The organism is Leuconostoc holzapfelii, from assembly GCF_012396485.1.
Classification (GTDB): Bacteria; Bacillota; Bacilli; order Lactobacillales; family Lactobacillaceae; genus Leuconostoc; species Leuconostoc holzapfelii.
This window is the reverse complement of the sequence record NZ_JAAXPO010000001.1, coordinates 1-16,431: the sequence shown is the minus strand read 5'-3', so window position 1 is coordinate 16,431 and position 16,431 is coordinate 1. Positions and strand designations below refer to the sequence as shown.

General features: G+C 44.4%; 18 protein-coding genes and 1 pseudogene. 12 read left to right on the top strand and 7 right to left on the bottom strand.

The window, feature by feature from the left end; all coding sequences use genetic code 11:
* Positions 1–39: 39 nt before the first annotated feature.
* The 4 genes from HF966_RS00095 (at position 40) to HF966_RS00080 (ending at position 3,437) form a co-directional block, all read left to right on the top strand.
* Entirely contained in the window at positions 40–1,251 is a 1,212-nt protein-coding gene (locus tag HF966_RS00095) for a CCA tRNA nucleotidyltransferase (RefSeq protein WP_168675637.1), read from the top strand.
* Positions 1,238–1,738 (top strand): dihydrofolate reductase, encoded by a 501-nt coding sequence (locus tag HF966_RS00090; RefSeq protein ID WP_168675636.1) that lies wholly within the window; start codon positions 1,238–1,240, stop codon positions 1,736–1,738. Before HF966_RS00095 ends, HF966_RS00090 begins: the two co-directional genes overlap by 14 nt.
* 7 nt (positions 1,739–1,745) lie before the next feature.
* A complete protein-coding gene (locus tag HF966_RS00085; RefSeq protein ID WP_168675635.1) occupies positions 1,746–2,597 on the top strand; it encodes a DegV family protein in 852 nt (283 codons plus the stop codon).
* A gap of 105 nt (positions 2,598–2,702) precedes the next feature.
* Positions 2,703–3,437 (top strand): SGNH/GDSL hydrolase family protein, encoded by a 735-nt coding sequence (locus tag HF966_RS00080; protein ID WP_247594535.1) that lies wholly within the window; start codon positions 2,703–2,705, stop codon positions 3,435–3,437.
* A gap of 16 nt (positions 3,438–3,453) precedes the next feature.
* Here the strand turns inward: HF966_RS00080 and HF966_RS00075 are convergent, their stop codons facing one another.
* Positions 3,454–4,485, bottom strand: a complete 1,032-nt coding sequence (locus HF966_RS00075) for a lactonase family protein (RefSeq protein ID WP_168675633.1) — start codon at positions 4,483–4,485, stop codon at positions 3,454–3,456.
* A gap of 123 nt (positions 4,486–4,608) precedes the next feature.
* Between HF966_RS00075 and HF966_RS00070 the strand changes: the two genes are divergently transcribed.
* The 3 genes from HF966_RS00070 to HF966_RS00060 are packed head-to-tail and all read left to right on the top strand — an operon-like array spanning position 4,609 to position 9,104.
* The gene (locus HF966_RS00070) at positions 4,609–5,772 is read left to right on the top strand and encodes a metallophosphoesterase family protein (protein ID WP_168675632.1); all 1,164 of its coding nucleotides are present in this window, start codon (positions 4,609–4,611) and stop codon (positions 5,770–5,772) included.
* Between the two features lie 5 nt (positions 5,773–5,777).
* Complete coding sequence (locus HF966_RS00065; RefSeq protein ID WP_168675631.1) at positions 5,778–8,141, top strand: ATP-binding protein; 2,364 nt, start codon at positions 5,778–5,780, stop codon at positions 8,139–8,141.
* Between the two features lie 15 nt (positions 8,142–8,156).
* Positions 8,157–9,104 (top strand): 3'-5' exoribonuclease YhaM family protein, encoded by a 948-nt coding sequence (locus HF966_RS00060; protein WP_168675630.1) that lies wholly within the window; start codon positions 8,157–8,159, stop codon positions 9,102–9,104.
* A gap of 29 nt (positions 9,105–9,133) precedes the next feature.
* On the opposite strand, the gene HF966_RS00055 is transcribed toward HF966_RS00060, so the two are convergent.
* The 3 genes from HF966_RS00055 to HF966_RS00045 are packed head-to-tail and all read right to left on the bottom strand — an operon-like array spanning position 9,134 to position 10,775.
* Positions 9,134–10,045, bottom strand: a complete 912-nt coding sequence (locus HF966_RS00055; protein WP_168675629.1) for a peptidyl-prolyl cis-trans isomerase — start codon at positions 10,043–10,045, stop codon at positions 9,134–9,136.
* A gap of 54 nt (positions 10,046–10,099) precedes the next feature.
* Positions 10,100–10,339: a hypothetical protein gene (locus HF966_RS00050; protein WP_168675628.1), complete on the bottom strand. Its 240-nt coding sequence runs from the start codon at positions 10,337–10,339 to the stop codon at positions 10,100–10,102.
* A 4-nt stretch (positions 10,340–10,343) separates the two neighbouring features.
* Entirely contained in the window at positions 10,344–10,775 is a 432-nt protein-coding gene (locus HF966_RS00045; RefSeq protein WP_168675627.1) for an HIT family protein, read from the bottom strand.
* Between the two features lie 70 nt (positions 10,776–10,845).
* Between HF966_RS00045 and HF966_RS00040 the strand changes: the two genes are divergently transcribed.
* The 4 genes from HF966_RS00040 (at position 10,846) to HF966_RS00025 (ending at position 14,005) form a co-directional block, all read left to right on the top strand.
* Positions 10,846–11,589: an ABC transporter ATP-binding protein gene (locus HF966_RS00040; RefSeq protein ID WP_168675626.1), complete on the top strand. Its 744-nt coding sequence runs from the start codon at positions 10,846–10,848 to the stop codon at positions 11,587–11,589.
* Complete coding sequence (locus tag HF966_RS00035; RefSeq protein ID WP_168675625.1) at positions 11,576–12,835, top strand: ABC transporter permease; 1,260 nt, start codon at positions 11,576–11,578, stop codon at positions 12,833–12,835. Before HF966_RS00040 ends, HF966_RS00035 begins: the two co-directional genes overlap by 14 nt.
* Before the next feature lie 57 nt (positions 12,836–12,892).
* Positions 12,893–13,552 carry a tRNA (guanosine(46)-N7)-methyltransferase TrmB gene (trmB, locus tag HF966_RS00030; RefSeq protein WP_168675624.1) on the top strand — a complete coding sequence of 220 codons (660 nt, stop codon included), beginning with the start codon at positions 12,893–12,895 and terminating at the stop codon, positions 13,550–13,552.
* Positions 13,553–13,816: 264 nt separating this feature from the next.
* Complete coding sequence (locus HF966_RS00025; protein ID WP_246586704.1) at positions 13,817–14,005, top strand: hypothetical protein; 189 nt, start codon at positions 13,817–13,819, stop codon at positions 14,003–14,005.
* A 398-nt stretch (positions 14,006–14,403) separates the two neighbouring features.
* Here HF966_RS00025 and HF966_RS00020 read toward each other — a convergent pair whose 3' ends face one another.
* Together HF966_RS00020 and HF966_RS00015 are read right to left on the bottom strand one after the other, a co-directional pair.
* Positions 14,404–15,192: an IS3 family transposase gene (locus HF966_RS00020; RefSeq protein ID WP_281418516.1), complete on the bottom strand. Its 789-nt coding sequence runs from the start codon at positions 15,190–15,192 to the stop codon at positions 14,404–14,406.
* Between the two features lie 23 nt (positions 15,193–15,215).
* Entirely contained in the window at positions 15,216–15,488 is a 273-nt protein-coding gene (locus HF966_RS00015; protein ID WP_168675622.1) for a transposase, read from the bottom strand.
* A 214-nt stretch (positions 15,489–15,702) separates the two neighbouring features.
* Between HF966_RS00015 and HF966_RS00010 the strand changes: the two genes are divergently transcribed.
* Entirely contained in the window at positions 15,703–16,344 is a 642-nt protein-coding gene (locus HF966_RS00010; protein WP_168675621.1) for a phage tail spike protein, read from the top strand.
* Here the strand turns inward: HF966_RS00010 and HF966_RS00005 are convergent.
* Positions 16,320–16,431 (bottom strand): annotated as a pseudogene (locus HF966_RS00005) (IS30 family transposase); the annotation flags it as partial. The gene HF966_RS00010 and the pseudogene HF966_RS00005 sit on opposite strands and share 25 nt — an antisense overlap.

Below are 16,431 nucleotides of genomic sequence, written 5' to 3'. Positions count from 1 at the left end.
TCAGGGTGTTTTTGATATAATGGATTAAAGGATGTGCGCATGAAAATTGATAAATTACCCCCAGAATTTGTGGCAGCCCAACCGGTTTTAAAGCGGCTAGAGTCGGCGGGATTTGAAGCTTATTTTGTTGGCGGCTCAGTGCGTGATATGTTACTTAATAAACCCATTCACGATGTTGACATTGCGAGTTCCGCTTTCCCCCAAGAGGTTAAGAAACAATTTGATAAAACTGTTGATACTGGGATTCAGCACGGGACGGTTATGGTTTTGGACCATGGCTTAGGGTATGAAATTACAACTTTCCGTACCGAATCAACCTACACAGATTTTCGTCGGCCTGATGCAGTGACTTTCGTCCGAAATCTTTCAGAAGACTTACAACGGCGTGATTTTACGATCAACGCCTTGGCGATGACGGCAGATGGTGAAATAGTGGACCTGTTTAATGGCCTAGCAGATCTATCTGAGGGGATTATTCGCGCCGTTGGCGAGGCCGAGGTGCGCTTTACAGAGGATGCTTTACGCATGATGCGTGCGCTGCGTTTTAGCGCACAGTTAGGGTTTGACATCGAAAGCGCAACCCGAGCAGCCCTGCAACGTTTGGCGCCAAATTTAGAAAAAATTGCCGTCGAACGCATCAGAGTCGAGTGGGAAAAGCTACTTTTGGGTCAGCAAGCGGCGATTAGTGTGGCCATGGCTGTTGAAGATGGCGTGCTGCGTTACGTGCCCGGTGAGATGGCGCAATGGCCGTTGGCCGACTTCATACAAGATCTGGCAGTGGGACAAGCAGCCTCTCCAGTTGTGGCTTGGGCGCATCTTTTAACGCGATCAAGCCTAGATGAGACCGCCATGCAGCAATTTTTGCGCCGGTGGAAAACAAGCCGAGAGGTGATGAAAGCGGCAATTGCCGTGGCACCTGTCGCGCGAGCCATTGACATTAGTGATCAATGGCTGTTATATCAGGTCTATCCATTCAAAGACATCTTGCTTGACGTTTTACGCTTAATACGTACTGAGGCGGCCGTCATCACTGATATCCAAGCAGCGCTCATGGCACTACCGATTCATGATGTACGTGCTTTGGCCATTGATGGGGGCACTTTGATTGCCCAAAAAATTTGTCAACCAGGGCCCCAAATGGGGCGCATCTTAAAAACGATTGAACGTGCTGTTGTTGAAGGCAGGCTACCCAACACAGCAAACAACTTATTGGCTTTTGCAAAGGAGTTAAGTCAACATGACCCAAGTTAAAATGGTATGGGCAGAAGATCGTGTCCATGCAATCGGTAAAAACGGTGATTTGCCATGGCATCTACCAGACGATTTGAAACTTTTTAAACAAGAAACGACTGGCACTTTGATGATCATGGGACGAACGACTTGGGCCAGTATTGGCCGGCCACTACCTAATCGGACGACGTTGGTGCTGACGCACCAAGAAGACTGGCAGGCGGGTTACGAGCAAGTGCTGGTTGCACATCATATATCTGAAGTGTTAGCGGCCATAGCCAATGATGCGCGGCCGGCAACCATTGCTGGTGGGGCATCGCTCTACCATGCGATGATGCCATATGCTACAGATTTGGTGATTACGAAGGTTGACGGGATTGTCGATGGCGACACGTTTGCCCCAACAGTAGATTTGACGCAATTTGAGTTAATTGCCAGTGAGCCCCATCCCAAAGATGAAAAACATGACTACGCATTTGTTGTTGAACGATACCAGCGTAAGAATTGAGGAAAAAATGTCGAATATAAAGATTGTTACAGATTCAGCGGTTGCTTTAACCCCAGAAGAAATTGCCCAATACGATATCACAGTTGTGCCTTTAACTGTACAAATTGATGGGGTCGTTTATGAAGATGGCGTGACGATTCAACGGGAAGAGTTCTTGGAAAAAATGTCAAAAAGCGCGACATTACCCCAGACATCACAACCATCAATTGGTAAATTCCAAGCGGCCTATGATGCAATTCATCAGCAATATCCTGATTCAGAGATTTTGAGCTTGCACTTGTCATCTGGTTTATCAGGGACAGTGCACGCTGCGGCCCAAGCTGCAGCGCTCACAGCAGCCAAAATCACAACATTTGATACGTTAAACGCTGATCGGTCCGAGGCTTTCCCTGTCTTAGCAGCGGCAAAGATGGCCCAAGGTGGGGCATCCATGGCAGAAGTTTTGGCGGAAGCTGAAAAAGTCCGGTCAGAGTCGCACACATTCTTGAGTTTTACCTCACTAGATAACATGGTTGCTGGGGGCCGTTTGAGTAAGACGTCAGGCATCATTGGTAATCTTTTAAACATTAAGGTTGGGGCGACTGTTGATGAGACTGGTTCAGTTGAGGTCTTGGCCAAAGGGCGTGGGATGAAAGCCATTGCGAAGTTCAATGATAGTGTGATTGAAAAGATGCAATCATACAATGAAATGATTGCTATTGGTATTTCACATGCTGGTGTCCCAGAAGTTGCTGAAAAAATGGCTGCGCGTCTCAATGCGATTTGGCCAGCAATTAAAATCGAAGTGACGAATACCACACCTATTGTGTCAACGCACACAGGTATTGGGGCTTTGGCTATTTTATATCAAGCACGTTAATCATGTGATGTTGACCCCAAAATCGTTTGGGGTTTTATTTTACGGTGGCAAATGTCAAGGGGGAAAGGGATGCTGGGACGATTAAAATATTGGTTGCACCAAATCATGAGTCAATTTAAGGCTCGGCACTTATCCCAACGACTGCTAGACTCAGATTCGGTCAGTCTGGCGATTTTGCGTCATTCTGCCTTGAAAAACGTGTCACGCATTGGCATTATTGGAGATAGTGTGGCCTTTGGTTTGAAAGCCGAGTTTAACTTTGGCCAATACATTCAAAAAGCAACTGGTGCGATGATCGAAAATCTAGCGGTATCTGGTGCGCATTTATCTGATAATGGCTTTACAAGTATTTACCAACAGGCACATCGACTGCAACCCGCAGATTTGTTTATTTTACAAGGGACGGATGATGATTGGTTGGCCAACATCCCGCTTGGCGATGGCAATGCATCTCGCCAGACCTATATTGGGGCTTTTTATCAAACAATTGCTTACTTGCAGCGACTAAACCCCAAAGCTATGATTTTAGTCGTCACACCAACTTATCAAACGGCAATGCGTGGCACGCGAGTTCGGCGTACCGAGCGGACGCTGAATACGTTAGGATTAGATTTACATGTATATGTTCGTGCGCAATTGAAAGCATGTCAAGCATTAGGTGTGCCAGTAGTCAATTTGATGCAAACGCGATTGTTTGATCCCAGCAAACCACAATTCCGAGCCCAGTTCATGCGAGATGGGTTGCACCCTAATGGTACGGGGCATCGGCGAATTGCTAAATTAATTGCAAATACCTATAACAAAACGGTTAATCTCAATAAAAAAGTTCAAGTCGACTGACTTGAACTTTTTTTGTTTAATTTTCAAAGGCAACGCGAACCCCTTCAGGAATAGCGAAATCTTTTTGAAGTAACGTCAATTCACCGGTTTCATGATGACGTGAAAATAGGGTGACATTATCGGTATCTTGATTGGCGACCACTAGGAAGTCTTGGTTTTGGTCCCAGTTCATATCACGTGGGAATTCACCTTCTGAACTCACGAATTGGATGCGTTCAATTTCAGCCCCTTCATTGACGACTTTGAAGACAACCACCGAATTATGACCGCGGTTGGAAGCGTAAATGAAGCGACCATCAGCACTTAAACGAAGAGCCGCTGACCCGTTATGGGCGGTCCAGTCGGCTGGAATTGTTGAAGCGGTCATCACGTGTTCAAAAGTACCATCTTCTGCATGATACTTGAGAACGCTCAGCAAACTTGAAAGTTCACCTAAAACATAGGCATATTGGCCGTCAGGTGAGAAGCGGATATGGCGTGGGCCAAAGCCTTCTTCGGTTTGAAAACGCGCGGCTTCAGTGAATTGACCGTCAGCTGCGACATCAAAAGTAATGACTTCATCAGTCCCAAGATCCACTGCCACCAAACGCGCATCGGGCGTTAAGTTGGCGAAGTGGATATGTGAGCTGCCTTGTTCTGGCCGTGGACCGGAACCGCTGTTTTGCCAAGTGGTTACCAGCGCCAAGTTGCCATCTGGTTGAATTTGGTAAGATTCGACTGTGCCACGGTGGTAATATCCCGCAAAGACCAATTGTCGTGCTTCATCTACCCCAATGTAAGCAGGCGCAGAGCCTTCACTTAATTGGGCGTCAATTTCTGCTAAAGGTCGGACCGTGTTATCAAAAGTCACAACCCCACCTTGGCCGTCGCGGTTTTCAACGGCGTAGACTTTGTTTGCTGTAGAAATGGCTAAGTAGGTTGGGTTTGTCAACTCACCAACAAAAGTTGGATTTTGTAGTTGGCGCGCTTCGGTGTCTAATTCAGCTTCGTAGAGGCCTTTTGAAATGCGTTTTGTATAAGTACCAAATAAAATTTTATGGACTGTCATTTTAAAAACTCCTTGATGTGTTGCTACTATCATAGCATATATGTAAGGGGTTTCACAAGTTGTGAAAACGATGACAATTCAGTATAATAAAATAAGCGAACATTTGTTCAGGAAAGGCCAATTATGAAATTTATACATGCAGCAGATAGTCACTTGGGGAACCCATTTCGCGGGCTAGATCGTGACATCCCCACTTCACTTAAACAATTTGTTCAAACATCAACGTTGCAAGCCTTTGAAAAAATGATAACTGGGGCGTTAACAGCCAAGGTTGATTTTGTTCTGATCGCCGGCGATTTATATAGTGCAACGGAAAATAGTCCAAAAGTACAAGTGTTTGTACATCAACAATTTGAACGCTTACAAACAGCAAATATTCCTGTCTTTTTAAGCTTTGGGAATCATGATTTTGAAGCAGATCAGCATGCGCATTTGCCTTGGCCAGAAAATGTGCATGTCTTTAGTCAAAACGTCACAACGCAGGAATTGACTGTGCCATCTGGTGAACGGGTTGCCATCACGGGCTTTAGCTATCAAACACCGCGCCAGGTCCAAGCCGTTATAGCTGATTTTCCAACGAGGCATGCAGGTGTTGACTACCAAATTGGCCTGTACCATGGCGCAGTTGGGAAAGATGGTGACCCTTATGCGCCATTCACGATCCAGGGCTTATTGGCGAAGCATTATGATTATTGGGCCCTTGGTCATATTCATGTGCGGCAAACGTTGCATGAGCAGCCATTTATTGGCTATTCAGGCAATTTACAGGGGCTTAATCGTAAGGAGACGGGCGATAAGGGCTATTATTTGGTCACTGCGGACCAAGGGCGTTTGCAGCCAGTCTTTCAGTCGACAACAGCTATTCTCTGGGAGGAAGTTGTGATTGCTGATCCTGTGACTGAGGTTGATTTAATTGCGCGATTGACAGCATTACCGGTACAAACACCAGTATTTTATACGATTAAGTTGACCGGGCAGTTAACAAAAGAGGTTAAGGCACGTTGCTTGAATGGTGTGATGTTAGCGCAAATTCGGGCCGCTTTACCGGAAAATCAATGGGTGGTGAAACTAACAATGGCACCCTCGGCAGCAGAGGGATTACCAGCTGATCAAGTGGATCAAAAATTTTGGCAAGCGGCTTTGGATCATGTGTTAACGAACGTTGATATGACGGCCTATTTGTCAACACAAGTGCCGCACTTTATTCGAGATTATTATTTGAGTGCTGAGGGCAAGCAGGCCTTGCGCGAAAAAATGCAACAACGTTTGTTGGCAAGAAAAGAGTAACTAGTATGAAAATCAAACAAGTGGCGATTAGTGGTTTTGGCCGATGGTCAAAACAAACATTTGATTTGACCACCCAGATGCAAGTCATTCAAGGACAAAATGAGTCCGGGAAGTCAACTTTGCGTGCCTTTATCGTGGGGGTTTTATTTGGCTTTCCCAACAAAAAAGGGCGTACCAATGTTTATGATCCCCGCGATGGCAGCAGATATGGCGGGAGTTTGACAGTCGTTTTTGGCGATCAGACCGTGAAAATTACGCGTTTGGGTCGCACCCAATCACATTTGACGATTACGGATTTAGCGGATCAAAGCGAGATATTACACCCTGAAGCGTGGCTCGCTGAGCAATTGGCGCCGCTCAACCAGGACAGTTTTGACGCAATTTTTAATTTTAGTCAACAAGACCTTGCGGCAATTACACAAATTAAGGGCGCTGATTTACAGAAATTACTACTAAATATCGGTGCGGTCGGGAGCGCTGGTTGGTTAAATGTTGCCTCAGGGCTAGATAAACAAGCCGATAAACAATTTGCCCAACGGCCAACCGGCAAACGCCCTTTGAACTTGGCGACCAAGCACTACGCTGAAACAGCAGCGTTAGTCCACGAAAAAGCTTTGACACTGCCCGATTTTGTGCAAGGTGAAAAAGCGTTAATGGCGGATAAGGCTGAGGTGGTTGCTGCACAAAAAACAGTCGTCACGTTAGCCGCACAGGTAAAAAATCATGAACAATTATTACAGCAATACGATTTATACGTCAAAGCGGCGGCGTTAAAAGCGGAACTCAGCAATACGCCGCAAAGCGTAAGTGATGATGATTGGCTGGCTGTACAATCACAAGCTGCCACGATGACGATGCACGAAACGGCCTTGCAAACGCTAAATCAAGCACAAACACCACAAGTGGGGCACGTTTCAAGTGATACATTTGAATTTGAAACAGCCTTAGCACAGGCCCAACTTGAGGTGCAGTCCTTACAAAAACAATTTGCACAACGTGATGATTGGTTAAAAACACAACAACAGCTCGGTGCCCAATTTGAGCAAGGGACAATTCCGCCACCCTTGTCTGCCCAAGAAAAACAGCAACTCACTCGGCGAGGGCCGGCCATGCTTTGGCTAATGGCCAGCCTTGTGGTCGGCGTTTTAGGTTTTCTGGTTGCGAAGCCAGCTGTTTTGCTGGCAAGCATTCCTGCAGGGATTGCTTATTGGCAATACCAACAGCATCAACGGCAAGTCGAGCAAATTTTAGTGGCGTACAATGGGTTAACGATCAACGAGGTATTAAATCTGCAAAATGCCTTAAAACAACAACCTCTCCGCAAGCAAAAATTAGCTGAACTCAACGTGACAATTTCTGATCAACAATCTGCGCTGTTGCGCCGGCTCAAACCGATTGCGTCTCATTTCGATGTCCCGCTCCAATTGTCTGATTTACCAAAATTAGTCGTTGAACTGCAGCATCGTTATGAACAACAGAAGTTAACAGCACAGCATGATATTTTGAAATTAACGCAACAACAGCAGCAGCGTGTGGAAGAAATTGCCTATCATCAGCAGCAATTAGATCAACTTCGCCAGGCACAACGGCAAATTTTTGCCCGATATCAGGTCAATGAGATGGCAGAGTTAACTGCCCGTCGGCAAAATGATTTGACAACGCAACGGCAGCAAGCGCGTTATCAAGATTTGATGCGACAGCTAGATCCAAAAACGTTGGCGCAGTTCCAACAAGACACTGATCGTCAAACCCTGCAACAAGCATTGGCGCAGTTGCAAGCACAACTAAGCGTTGCGCAACAACGTGTGTTTGATCACCAAGCGACGTTGTCAAACCATCAAGCACAACAGGCACAATTAACGAGCAATGACCAATTTTTAACGCTACAACAAGATATGGCTGATGAACAAGCTGCTTTACTCGACCAATTTGGGGACTATCTTGCTGACAAACTCACAGTGAATTGGATTAACCAAGCACTACAATTCGCCTCGCAAAATCGTTTTCCCAAAATGCAGCAATTAGCAACCAAATATTTTGATCATTTGACGCAAGGGCGATATCAACGCATCACTTTTTCTGAGACTGAGCTGCTGGTGACGCGCCAGGATCAACAGACCTTTCAAGTATTTGAATTATCTACTGGGACGCAAGAGCAGCTCTATATTGCGCTTAGATTGGCTTTGTCTCAGGTCATCGGTGATATTGTCGCCGTCCCACTTTTGATTGATGATGGTTTTGTTAATTTTGATCCACAACGGAAAGAGACAATGGTTACCATGCTACAAGCGTTGGCGCACACGCAGCAAATTATTTACTTCACAACGCAATGGCCTCATGCAACGTCGAACAATGTGATAAAATTATAATGAAAGAGGTGGAAAATGGCTAAATTACTGACAGCATACCAAGATACTGAGCCGATTGATAGCTTTGCGTTGATTAAAAGTGCCGATATGCGCCTAACTAAAACAGGGAAGCCGTATCTCAGTATGGTTTTTTCAGATCGGTCAGGCGATTTGCCAGGCAATCTTTGGGATGCAACTGATGACCAAATCAACGGGTTACTGCCAGGCAAAGTTGTGAAATTGCAAGGTGTTCGGGGGGCATATCAAGAGAAACCACAGGTACAAATTACACATGTGCGCTTGTCACAAGCTGGGGAACCAGATGATCCAACAGACTTTATGGTGCATGCCCCGATTAAAACCGAAGCGATGCAAGATGAGTTAAATGATTTGATTTTGATGATTACCAACCCAACATGGAATCGTTTGATTCGGAAACTTTTTACGACTTATCACGATGAATTTTTGCGTTTTCCGGCGGCAAAAGCGAACCACCACGCCTTTGCTGGTGGTTTAGCCTTTCATTCGTTATCGATTGCCCGGTTAGCAAAAAGTGTGGCGGGACAATATCCGCAAATAAACCAAGAATTACTGCTGGCGGGTGCCTTGTTACATGATTTAGGCAAGGTGATTGAGTTGTCTGGCCCAGTGGCAACGCAATATACCGTAGCGGGGAACTTAATCGGCCACATCACATTAGTTGATGAGCAAATTGTGCTTGCCGCACATGAGTTGAAATTTGACCTGCAATCAGAAGATATGATTTTGTTGCGTCATGTGGTGTTGGCCCATCATGGATTACTAGAATACGGGTCACCAGTGCGCCCTGCGACAATGACTGCAGAAGTCTTACATCAGTTAGATGAACTGGATGCAAGCATCCAAATGATGACGACGGCTTTAGATAAAACACCCGATCATGCGTTTTCTGATCGTATCTTTGGCCTTGATAGTCGACGATTTTATAATGATCGCAAAGCATAAAAAAACGCCACTGATGTGGCGTTTTTAATTTACTTTGATTTTGATGACAAACCAGCTGTCAAGTAACTATTCAAAGCATTTTTAAGTTGTGCGTCTTTCACATCAACATTTTGTTGACGTAAGATTTTACCAATAATGGCTTGGACTTTTGAATTGTTGTTTTGGTCATTCAAGAAGGTAGTCACAATCTTATCCGTGAGCTTGTTGCGTACGCTGTTCAAGCTTGGCTTGTTTGTTGTCTTGTCCAGTTGAACAACATAGAAGCCACCATTGGCTCCCTTGACAGGGGATGTGGTGTAGTCGCCTGTCTTTTCAAGTTTGAAAGCGGCGTCTTGCACGGCAGAGTCAACGCTTGTGCTGGTTGAATCAAATGCTGGGATTTGACCATCTTGCTTGGCGTATGTTTGATCTGTTGTGTACTTCTTGTAAACCGTTGCCCAGCTATCACCTGACTTTAAATCGGCAATCGCTTTGTTGGCTGAATCTTCATCTTTTGCTGTAATCATTGAAACAGTGGTGTTTTGATGATAATCCTTATAGGCTTGCTTGATTTGGCTGTCGGAAACCTTGTAGTTGGCTTTCACTGCGGCAGTCATAATCAAGTTATTTTTGATGTTTGTTTTAAATTGATCTTCGGTCGTGTTGTTTGAGGCGAGAACAGACTTGAAAGAGTCACCATATTGCGCCTTTTGTGTATCAAATGCATTTTGTACATCTGACTTTGAAACGTTGCCGCCGTACTGCTTTTCCAACACTGTGGTGATGACCATGTTGGCGAATTCTTGTTGCCCAGCCTGTGACTTTTTGACGTCGGCTAAGAATGCCTTTTCAGTAATTTTACCTGAGTCAGACGTCATCAAAGTTTTTGATGAATTGAGACCAAGATAGACAAGACCACCTGCAAAGACAACCACAAGTAGTCCCCAAATAAATTTGCGCATGAGATGCTTCCTTTTCTGATTAGTATCTTGATTATTTTAACACAAAATCAGCAGTCACGCTTTAAACTTTGATAACTCGGCATTGAGATGCGCTGTGGCTTCTTGAATGCGATCCAAATGGGGCTTATTTTTGAAAGTCATTTTTTCCACTTCAACTTGAATCTCATCCTGAACAACTTTGACGTGTTCAAGTTGTGCACTCAGTTGTGCTTGTTGGGATTGGAGTTGCTTTGTGAGGTCACGAATCGTCCGAATCTGTGTGATTAAACGTTTGATTTGGTCAATAATTACCATGGCATTACTCCTTTTCGATAGCTTGACTGATGGCCGTGGCAATGGCCTGATAGCGTTCAGGTGAGAATTGGGCACTATTGTCGATGGTTGGTGCCAGACGTGGTGTGAGTGCATCATCGTCAAAGCGGGGGATTAAGTGCCAGTGCGAGTGTCGAACAGTTTGACCAGCAGCAGTGCCGTTATTTGACGAGATATTCATACCAGTAATTTTTGGATTGCTGGCTTTGATTGCTCGGGCAATCATGGGTAATTTCAACAAGACGTTTTCTGCCATATTGGCATCATAACCGAAAATGTCGTCGACATGTTTTTTTGGGATCACCAGCGTGTGACCTGGTGTCACTTGTGAGATATCAAGAAAGGCCAGCACGGTATCATCTTCATAGACTTTATAACTTGGGATGTCACCAGCAATAATTTTATCAAAAATATCCATTTTCAAGCTCCATTTCTTTTCGTTACTGCTATTATACCAAATAACAGCAGGGCCCTGTTATAATGGACATATGGGATTAAAAATTGACAACTTAACCGGCGGTTACGCTGGCAATCAAGTACTAAAAGATGTGAGCTTTCAAGTTGACGACGGTCAAATCGTGGCGTTAATTGGTCTTAATGGTGCCGGAAAGTCCACCACGATTAATCATATTATCGGTGAATTGTTACCTAAGTCAGGGCAATTAACATTAAATGGGGTTGATTTAGGTCAAGCACCAGCGGCATTTAAAGCACAGCTTGCTTACATACCCGAACAACCAATTTTATATGATGAGCTAACCTTAGAAGAACATCTTGAGCTCATGCTTTCGGCCCATCAGTTAGATAAAGCAGCGGCTTGGGATGATGTTATGCGGCTCTTAGCGACTTTCCGTCTAGACGATAAATTGCATTGGCTACCCACTCATTTTTCCAAAGGCATGCGCCAAAAAGTGATGCTAGTTGCAGCATTGATGTTACACGCACCGCTTTTGGTAGTGGATGAACCGTTTTTAGGGTTGGATACGTTGGCCCAACGTGATGTCATTCAACTGATGAAGGCTCACGCTGCGTCAGGTCACAGCGTCTTGATGACCACGCATCTGTTAAGTTCAGCGGCAGAATTTGTGGATACATTTGTTGTGCTGGCAAACGGCCAGGTAACTTTTGTTGGCTCACCGAAAGCATTAGCGCAAGCGCATCATCTGTCATTGTCTAATCTGGATGATTATTTTGACTTGGCGCCAGGGGTCGTGGCTCATGATCATGACTAACTTGTTCCAACAACGATGGCGGCGGGCCAATAAAATAACCAGCAAGTATTTCAAACGGCTATTTAACGATCATTTTTTGGTGTTTTTAGTCATTGGTTTTGGTGGTGTCGTGCTGGGTTATCGTGATTTACTCACAGCGCCTCAATATGCCATGATTTGGCACGCCCCATGGTTGGTCTGGCTCGTTGCAGGCTGGTTGACGCTAGGGTTGCAATTTGGGTCGCTCGTGACTTATTTTAAACCAGCTGATGCTTTGTTTCTAATGGGCCGTGACCGTGAGATAGCAACTAACTATTTATCGCGCGCCTTAGCGCTAAGCCTTGGCTATGCTAGTCTATGGCAAGCGGCTGCCTTTGGTAGTATCTTGCCTATCTTGTGGCGCATGCAACAAATGACTTGGGCACGACTCTTGGTATTAGAAAGCTTTGTTTTAATCTATAAATGGGGGTTATTGGTGCTTGAACGGCAACGCTTGTTGCTTACACAGCATCGGCGGCAGCTATCAGAAAACCTTGTTCAGCGCCTTATTGTTCGGGGCTTGGTACCAATGGTGGGGATCGTGTTGGTAGGCTTCTTACCACAAAGGTTATTGATCGGAGTCGGCTGTTTAATGCTGGTGGTACTGGTCGCATTGACCAGATACGCTCATTTGTCGTCAAAAAACGCTCAGACCATCGCGATGAATTGGCCAGCAGCGATTGCACAAGCTGCCCGCCATGAACAACGTGTCTTCCAATTTTATGCGACATTTTCAGAGGTGCCGAATCAAATTAAAACAATTAAGCGCCGCCGATATCTTGATGGTCTCATGAAAAGATTGACAAAACAGCGTGACGTCATGTATCGTTTATATTTGATACGTTTGGCGCGCGATACGGAAAGTTTACCACTTGTTTTGCGGTTGACGGCGATTGGTATGGTGTTAATCGCGGCTTTGAATCAAGCACCGCTTTGGCTGTATCCGGTCATTGCGGCGGCAGTGAGCTATTTAATCAGCTTCCAGCTGTTGCCAAATTATTTTGATACGCAACGCAAGTTATGGACGCGCTTAATGCCAGTGACTCCTCATAACCGTCAACGCGCCTATCTGACGTTAATGGGTCAAGTGCTAGGAATTGTTGGCATTGGATTGGTCTTGTCCGGGTTAACGCAAGGGTGGTTACCAGCTGCGGTGGTATTGTTTGGTGTTTTGGGGATGCGCGTATTCTTAATGCAAGTCTATCTGCCAAAACAATTGAAAAAGTAACTTATTTTAAATAGAAAGGCGGCTGGGGGTATTAGCCACCAGCCGAAACACACGCATATGCATCTGCGAGCAAAACCTTGGGCAGCCGATTGGCTGGCAGCCCATTCAGATATTGTGATTGACCAAGAACGTGCAACAGCACAAATTGGTCAGTGGCAAGCCTTGTTTGACAAGGAACAACCAATTCATGTGGAAATTGGCTCAGGGAAAGGCCAATTTATTTTGGGCATGGCATTAGCACACCCTGAGATTAACTACATTGGCATGGAAATCCAAGAAACTGCGATTGCCATTGCAGCCCGCAAGAGTTTTGACCAAGTTGGGAAGTTGCCTAACTTGCGATACATTTATGGGAACGGGAATGGCGTGGAAACTTACTTTGAAAAAGCTGAAGTTGCCAAGTTGTACTTGAACTTTTCTGATCCATGGCCAAAAACGCGCCATGAATCACGTCGATTGACATACAAGTCATTTTTGAAGTCGTATGAAGCCATTTTGCCGGCAAATGGTGAAGTGGAGTTCAAGACTGATAATCGTCATCTGTTTGAATATTCGATGGTGAGTTTCATGGATTATGGCATGCGCTGGACGACTGAAGATTACACCCTTGATTTGCACGCGGATGCAGACAAGGTAGCTGGTAACGTTGAAACCGAGTATGAACAGAAGTTCATGGCCAAGGGACAACCAATCTATAAAATTAAGGCGCACTTCTAGTCTCGCAAGGGTTACAGATAGTTTACCAAAGAAAAAACACGACTCAGATTGGGTAGTGTTTTTTTGTTGTTTTGGGGACTCTGTGGCTAGTACGTTTTTAGCGATTGCTTGCCGCTATCAAGTGCAACATGCGCTCCGCCTCCTATCATCAAAGCGCAATACTTTTCATTTATTAACAAAAAGCCAAAAATACAAAAATAGGATGTCGCAAAAAAGCGATATATTAAATGAGTTAAATCAAATCACTTATTTTGGAGAAAAATGATGGCAATAAATGAACCCCAGAACACGGCAACACCTATGATGGATGCAACAACGGTCAATGCACAATTCGCACACGAGATGGCACTGGCTAGTCAAAGGCGGCGGATGCGGGCCCAAGAACAGATTAAAGCGGAAGTTTTAGGGAATAAAAATATTGATTATCAAAAGCACATGAAATGGTGTCAATAATGAAAAAATGACCGAATAGGTAGACAAGAAAACCCTCTAAATCACGGTTTAGGGGGTTTTCTTGTGTTGGTAATTTTGATACACTTAATAGGCATTTATCAAAAGCAACGGCTAGCCGTTGGACTGGTTCGAAAACTTGCCCAGGATAAAAAATAAGGCTACACACCAACGTTTATAGATGATGTGTAGCCTTTTTGTAGCCTTCTAGTCGAAAAGCGCTAAAGTTTTGGTTACTTCTTTTTGTTTTTTAGAGGTTAGCAGGTGGGCATAAACTTTGAGAGTGATTGCTGTGTTAGAGTGACCAAGGCGACGACTGATATAGTCGATTGAAACGTCTTGTGAAAGCAAATGCTCGTATGTCAATAATTTGGACACAATTCGATAGAGGGAATCGTGTGTTAGGCGATTAAATTAATCCGCTTGGTGTTAAACCAATTGATATACCACGACACTCGTGCAATCAATTCATATTTGCTTGAAAATTGATTTGGATAAATCAGTTCCCGTTTCAAAATTGAGTGAAAGGCCTCAATTCTTGCGTTGTCATACGGATGCCCTTTTTTGGAATACGAATGCTTAATGTGATGGTTTTTCATCACATCATCAAATGTCATGCTAGTGTATTCACTCCCCATGTCCGTGTGCAAATAGCGCGGTGCGCCATGGTGTTTTAATGCATCACTTAAAATATCGGCGACGAATTGACCATCACGAATTGTACTAATCTTGTGTGACAAAACTTGACGTGTTTCTGGATCAAAAACTGTTCCTAAGTACAAATGGCTCCCACCGGGCATTTGAATGTACGTCACATCAGCTACCCAGATACCACTCATGTCATCAAAATGTTTAATCAAATTTGGTCGTTGCGCATACAAAACCTGTGTCACCGGTTTTCTAAAGCGACGTTGCATGATAGATTGTGCGTGAATAGCTTTCATTAAGCGCCAAACACGTTTTACCCCAACGTTTATTCCTTGTCGTTTCAAGGCAACATGAACCCGTTTGTAACCGTAAACTTTGTTACTAGAGAGCCAAATGTTATGCCCAAGATCCGTAATGCGTTGGTTTTCTAGATCGCGTGGACTTGGTTGATAAGATAACCAGTGGTAATAAGTGCTGCGCGGGATTTGCAAGACCTTGAGAATGGTCGTAATCCGATGCCCAACTGCTAAATTTGCTTGAATAATTGGTAAAGCGGTGATACGGTTTAACGCTTTGCCAGTAACACCGCCGCTCGTTTTAAAATATCAAGTTCTTCTTTCAAACGGGCATTTTCCTTTTGAAGCTGTTTCACTTCAGCATTGGTATAGGTTTTATCGCCAACGGTTTGTGTGCCAGCATTCTTAATCCACTTAGTCAACGTTGTGACGCTAACACCATATTCTTTGGCAAGAGAGGTAGCTGAGCGACCACTTTGATAAAGCGCCACCATTGATTCTTTGAAATCATTTGCGTATCTGAAATTTTTGCTTTGTGTCATGCTAGTGAGTTCCTTTTCTGTTTGAACATTATACCGTGAACCCTCTATCAAAAGTTGTCCACTTTACTAGCATACGAGCACGTATGGACGGTGTGACTATTATCAACGAAAACGCAAAAATGTCACTAGGCGCGTTTCCTGTACTTAAACCAGGCGCGAATACAGTTTCGGTTAGTGCGGGTACTGTAACGATTGAACCAAGATGGAGGACACTATGACACCAATTTTATATGAAAAAGATGAAATTGATTTCACGTCACAAGGTCTTGGTGCGCTTGCTGAAGTTTATGACGTCGATGTCGCTGAACAACGCAACGGACTGTTTCAGATTACTGCCAAATATCCAGTGACAGGTATTCGATACGATGACATTTCTGTCGGACGTATCATTTTGGCAAAACCAAACCAACGCGATGAACCTCACGCGTTCCGTATCGTCAATACAGAACTGGATGTGATGGGCTACAGTTTGATGATTGAAGCGGACTCAATCACGTATGACTTGAACCACAATATCGTTAAGCATTTAAACGTCAGCGGCGCAGATGGCCAAACAATGATGAGCGCTTTAAAAAACGCGATCGTTAATCCGTCAATTTTTAATTTTTATTCTGATATCAATCACGTATCTAGTACATCACTAGACTATGTAAACCCAATGGAAGCTATTATGGGTGTCAAAGGCTCATTCTTGCAGATATGGGGCGGAGAATTAAAACGTGAAAACCGCCGTGTTGCAATGTTTAATAGACGTGGCCGTGATAACGTTGCAACGTTCAGACTAGGTAAAAATATTTCCGGTTTGAAGTATACGGTGGCAGATTGCAAGAATCATCCGAACACCGCATGTTTCTGAAAGACTTTTCGTGGTGATTGCCAGTTGAGCGTTTTCATTGGCCTGGCATTAATCCAATGATTAATTTGATCTAATTCTTTCTGACTG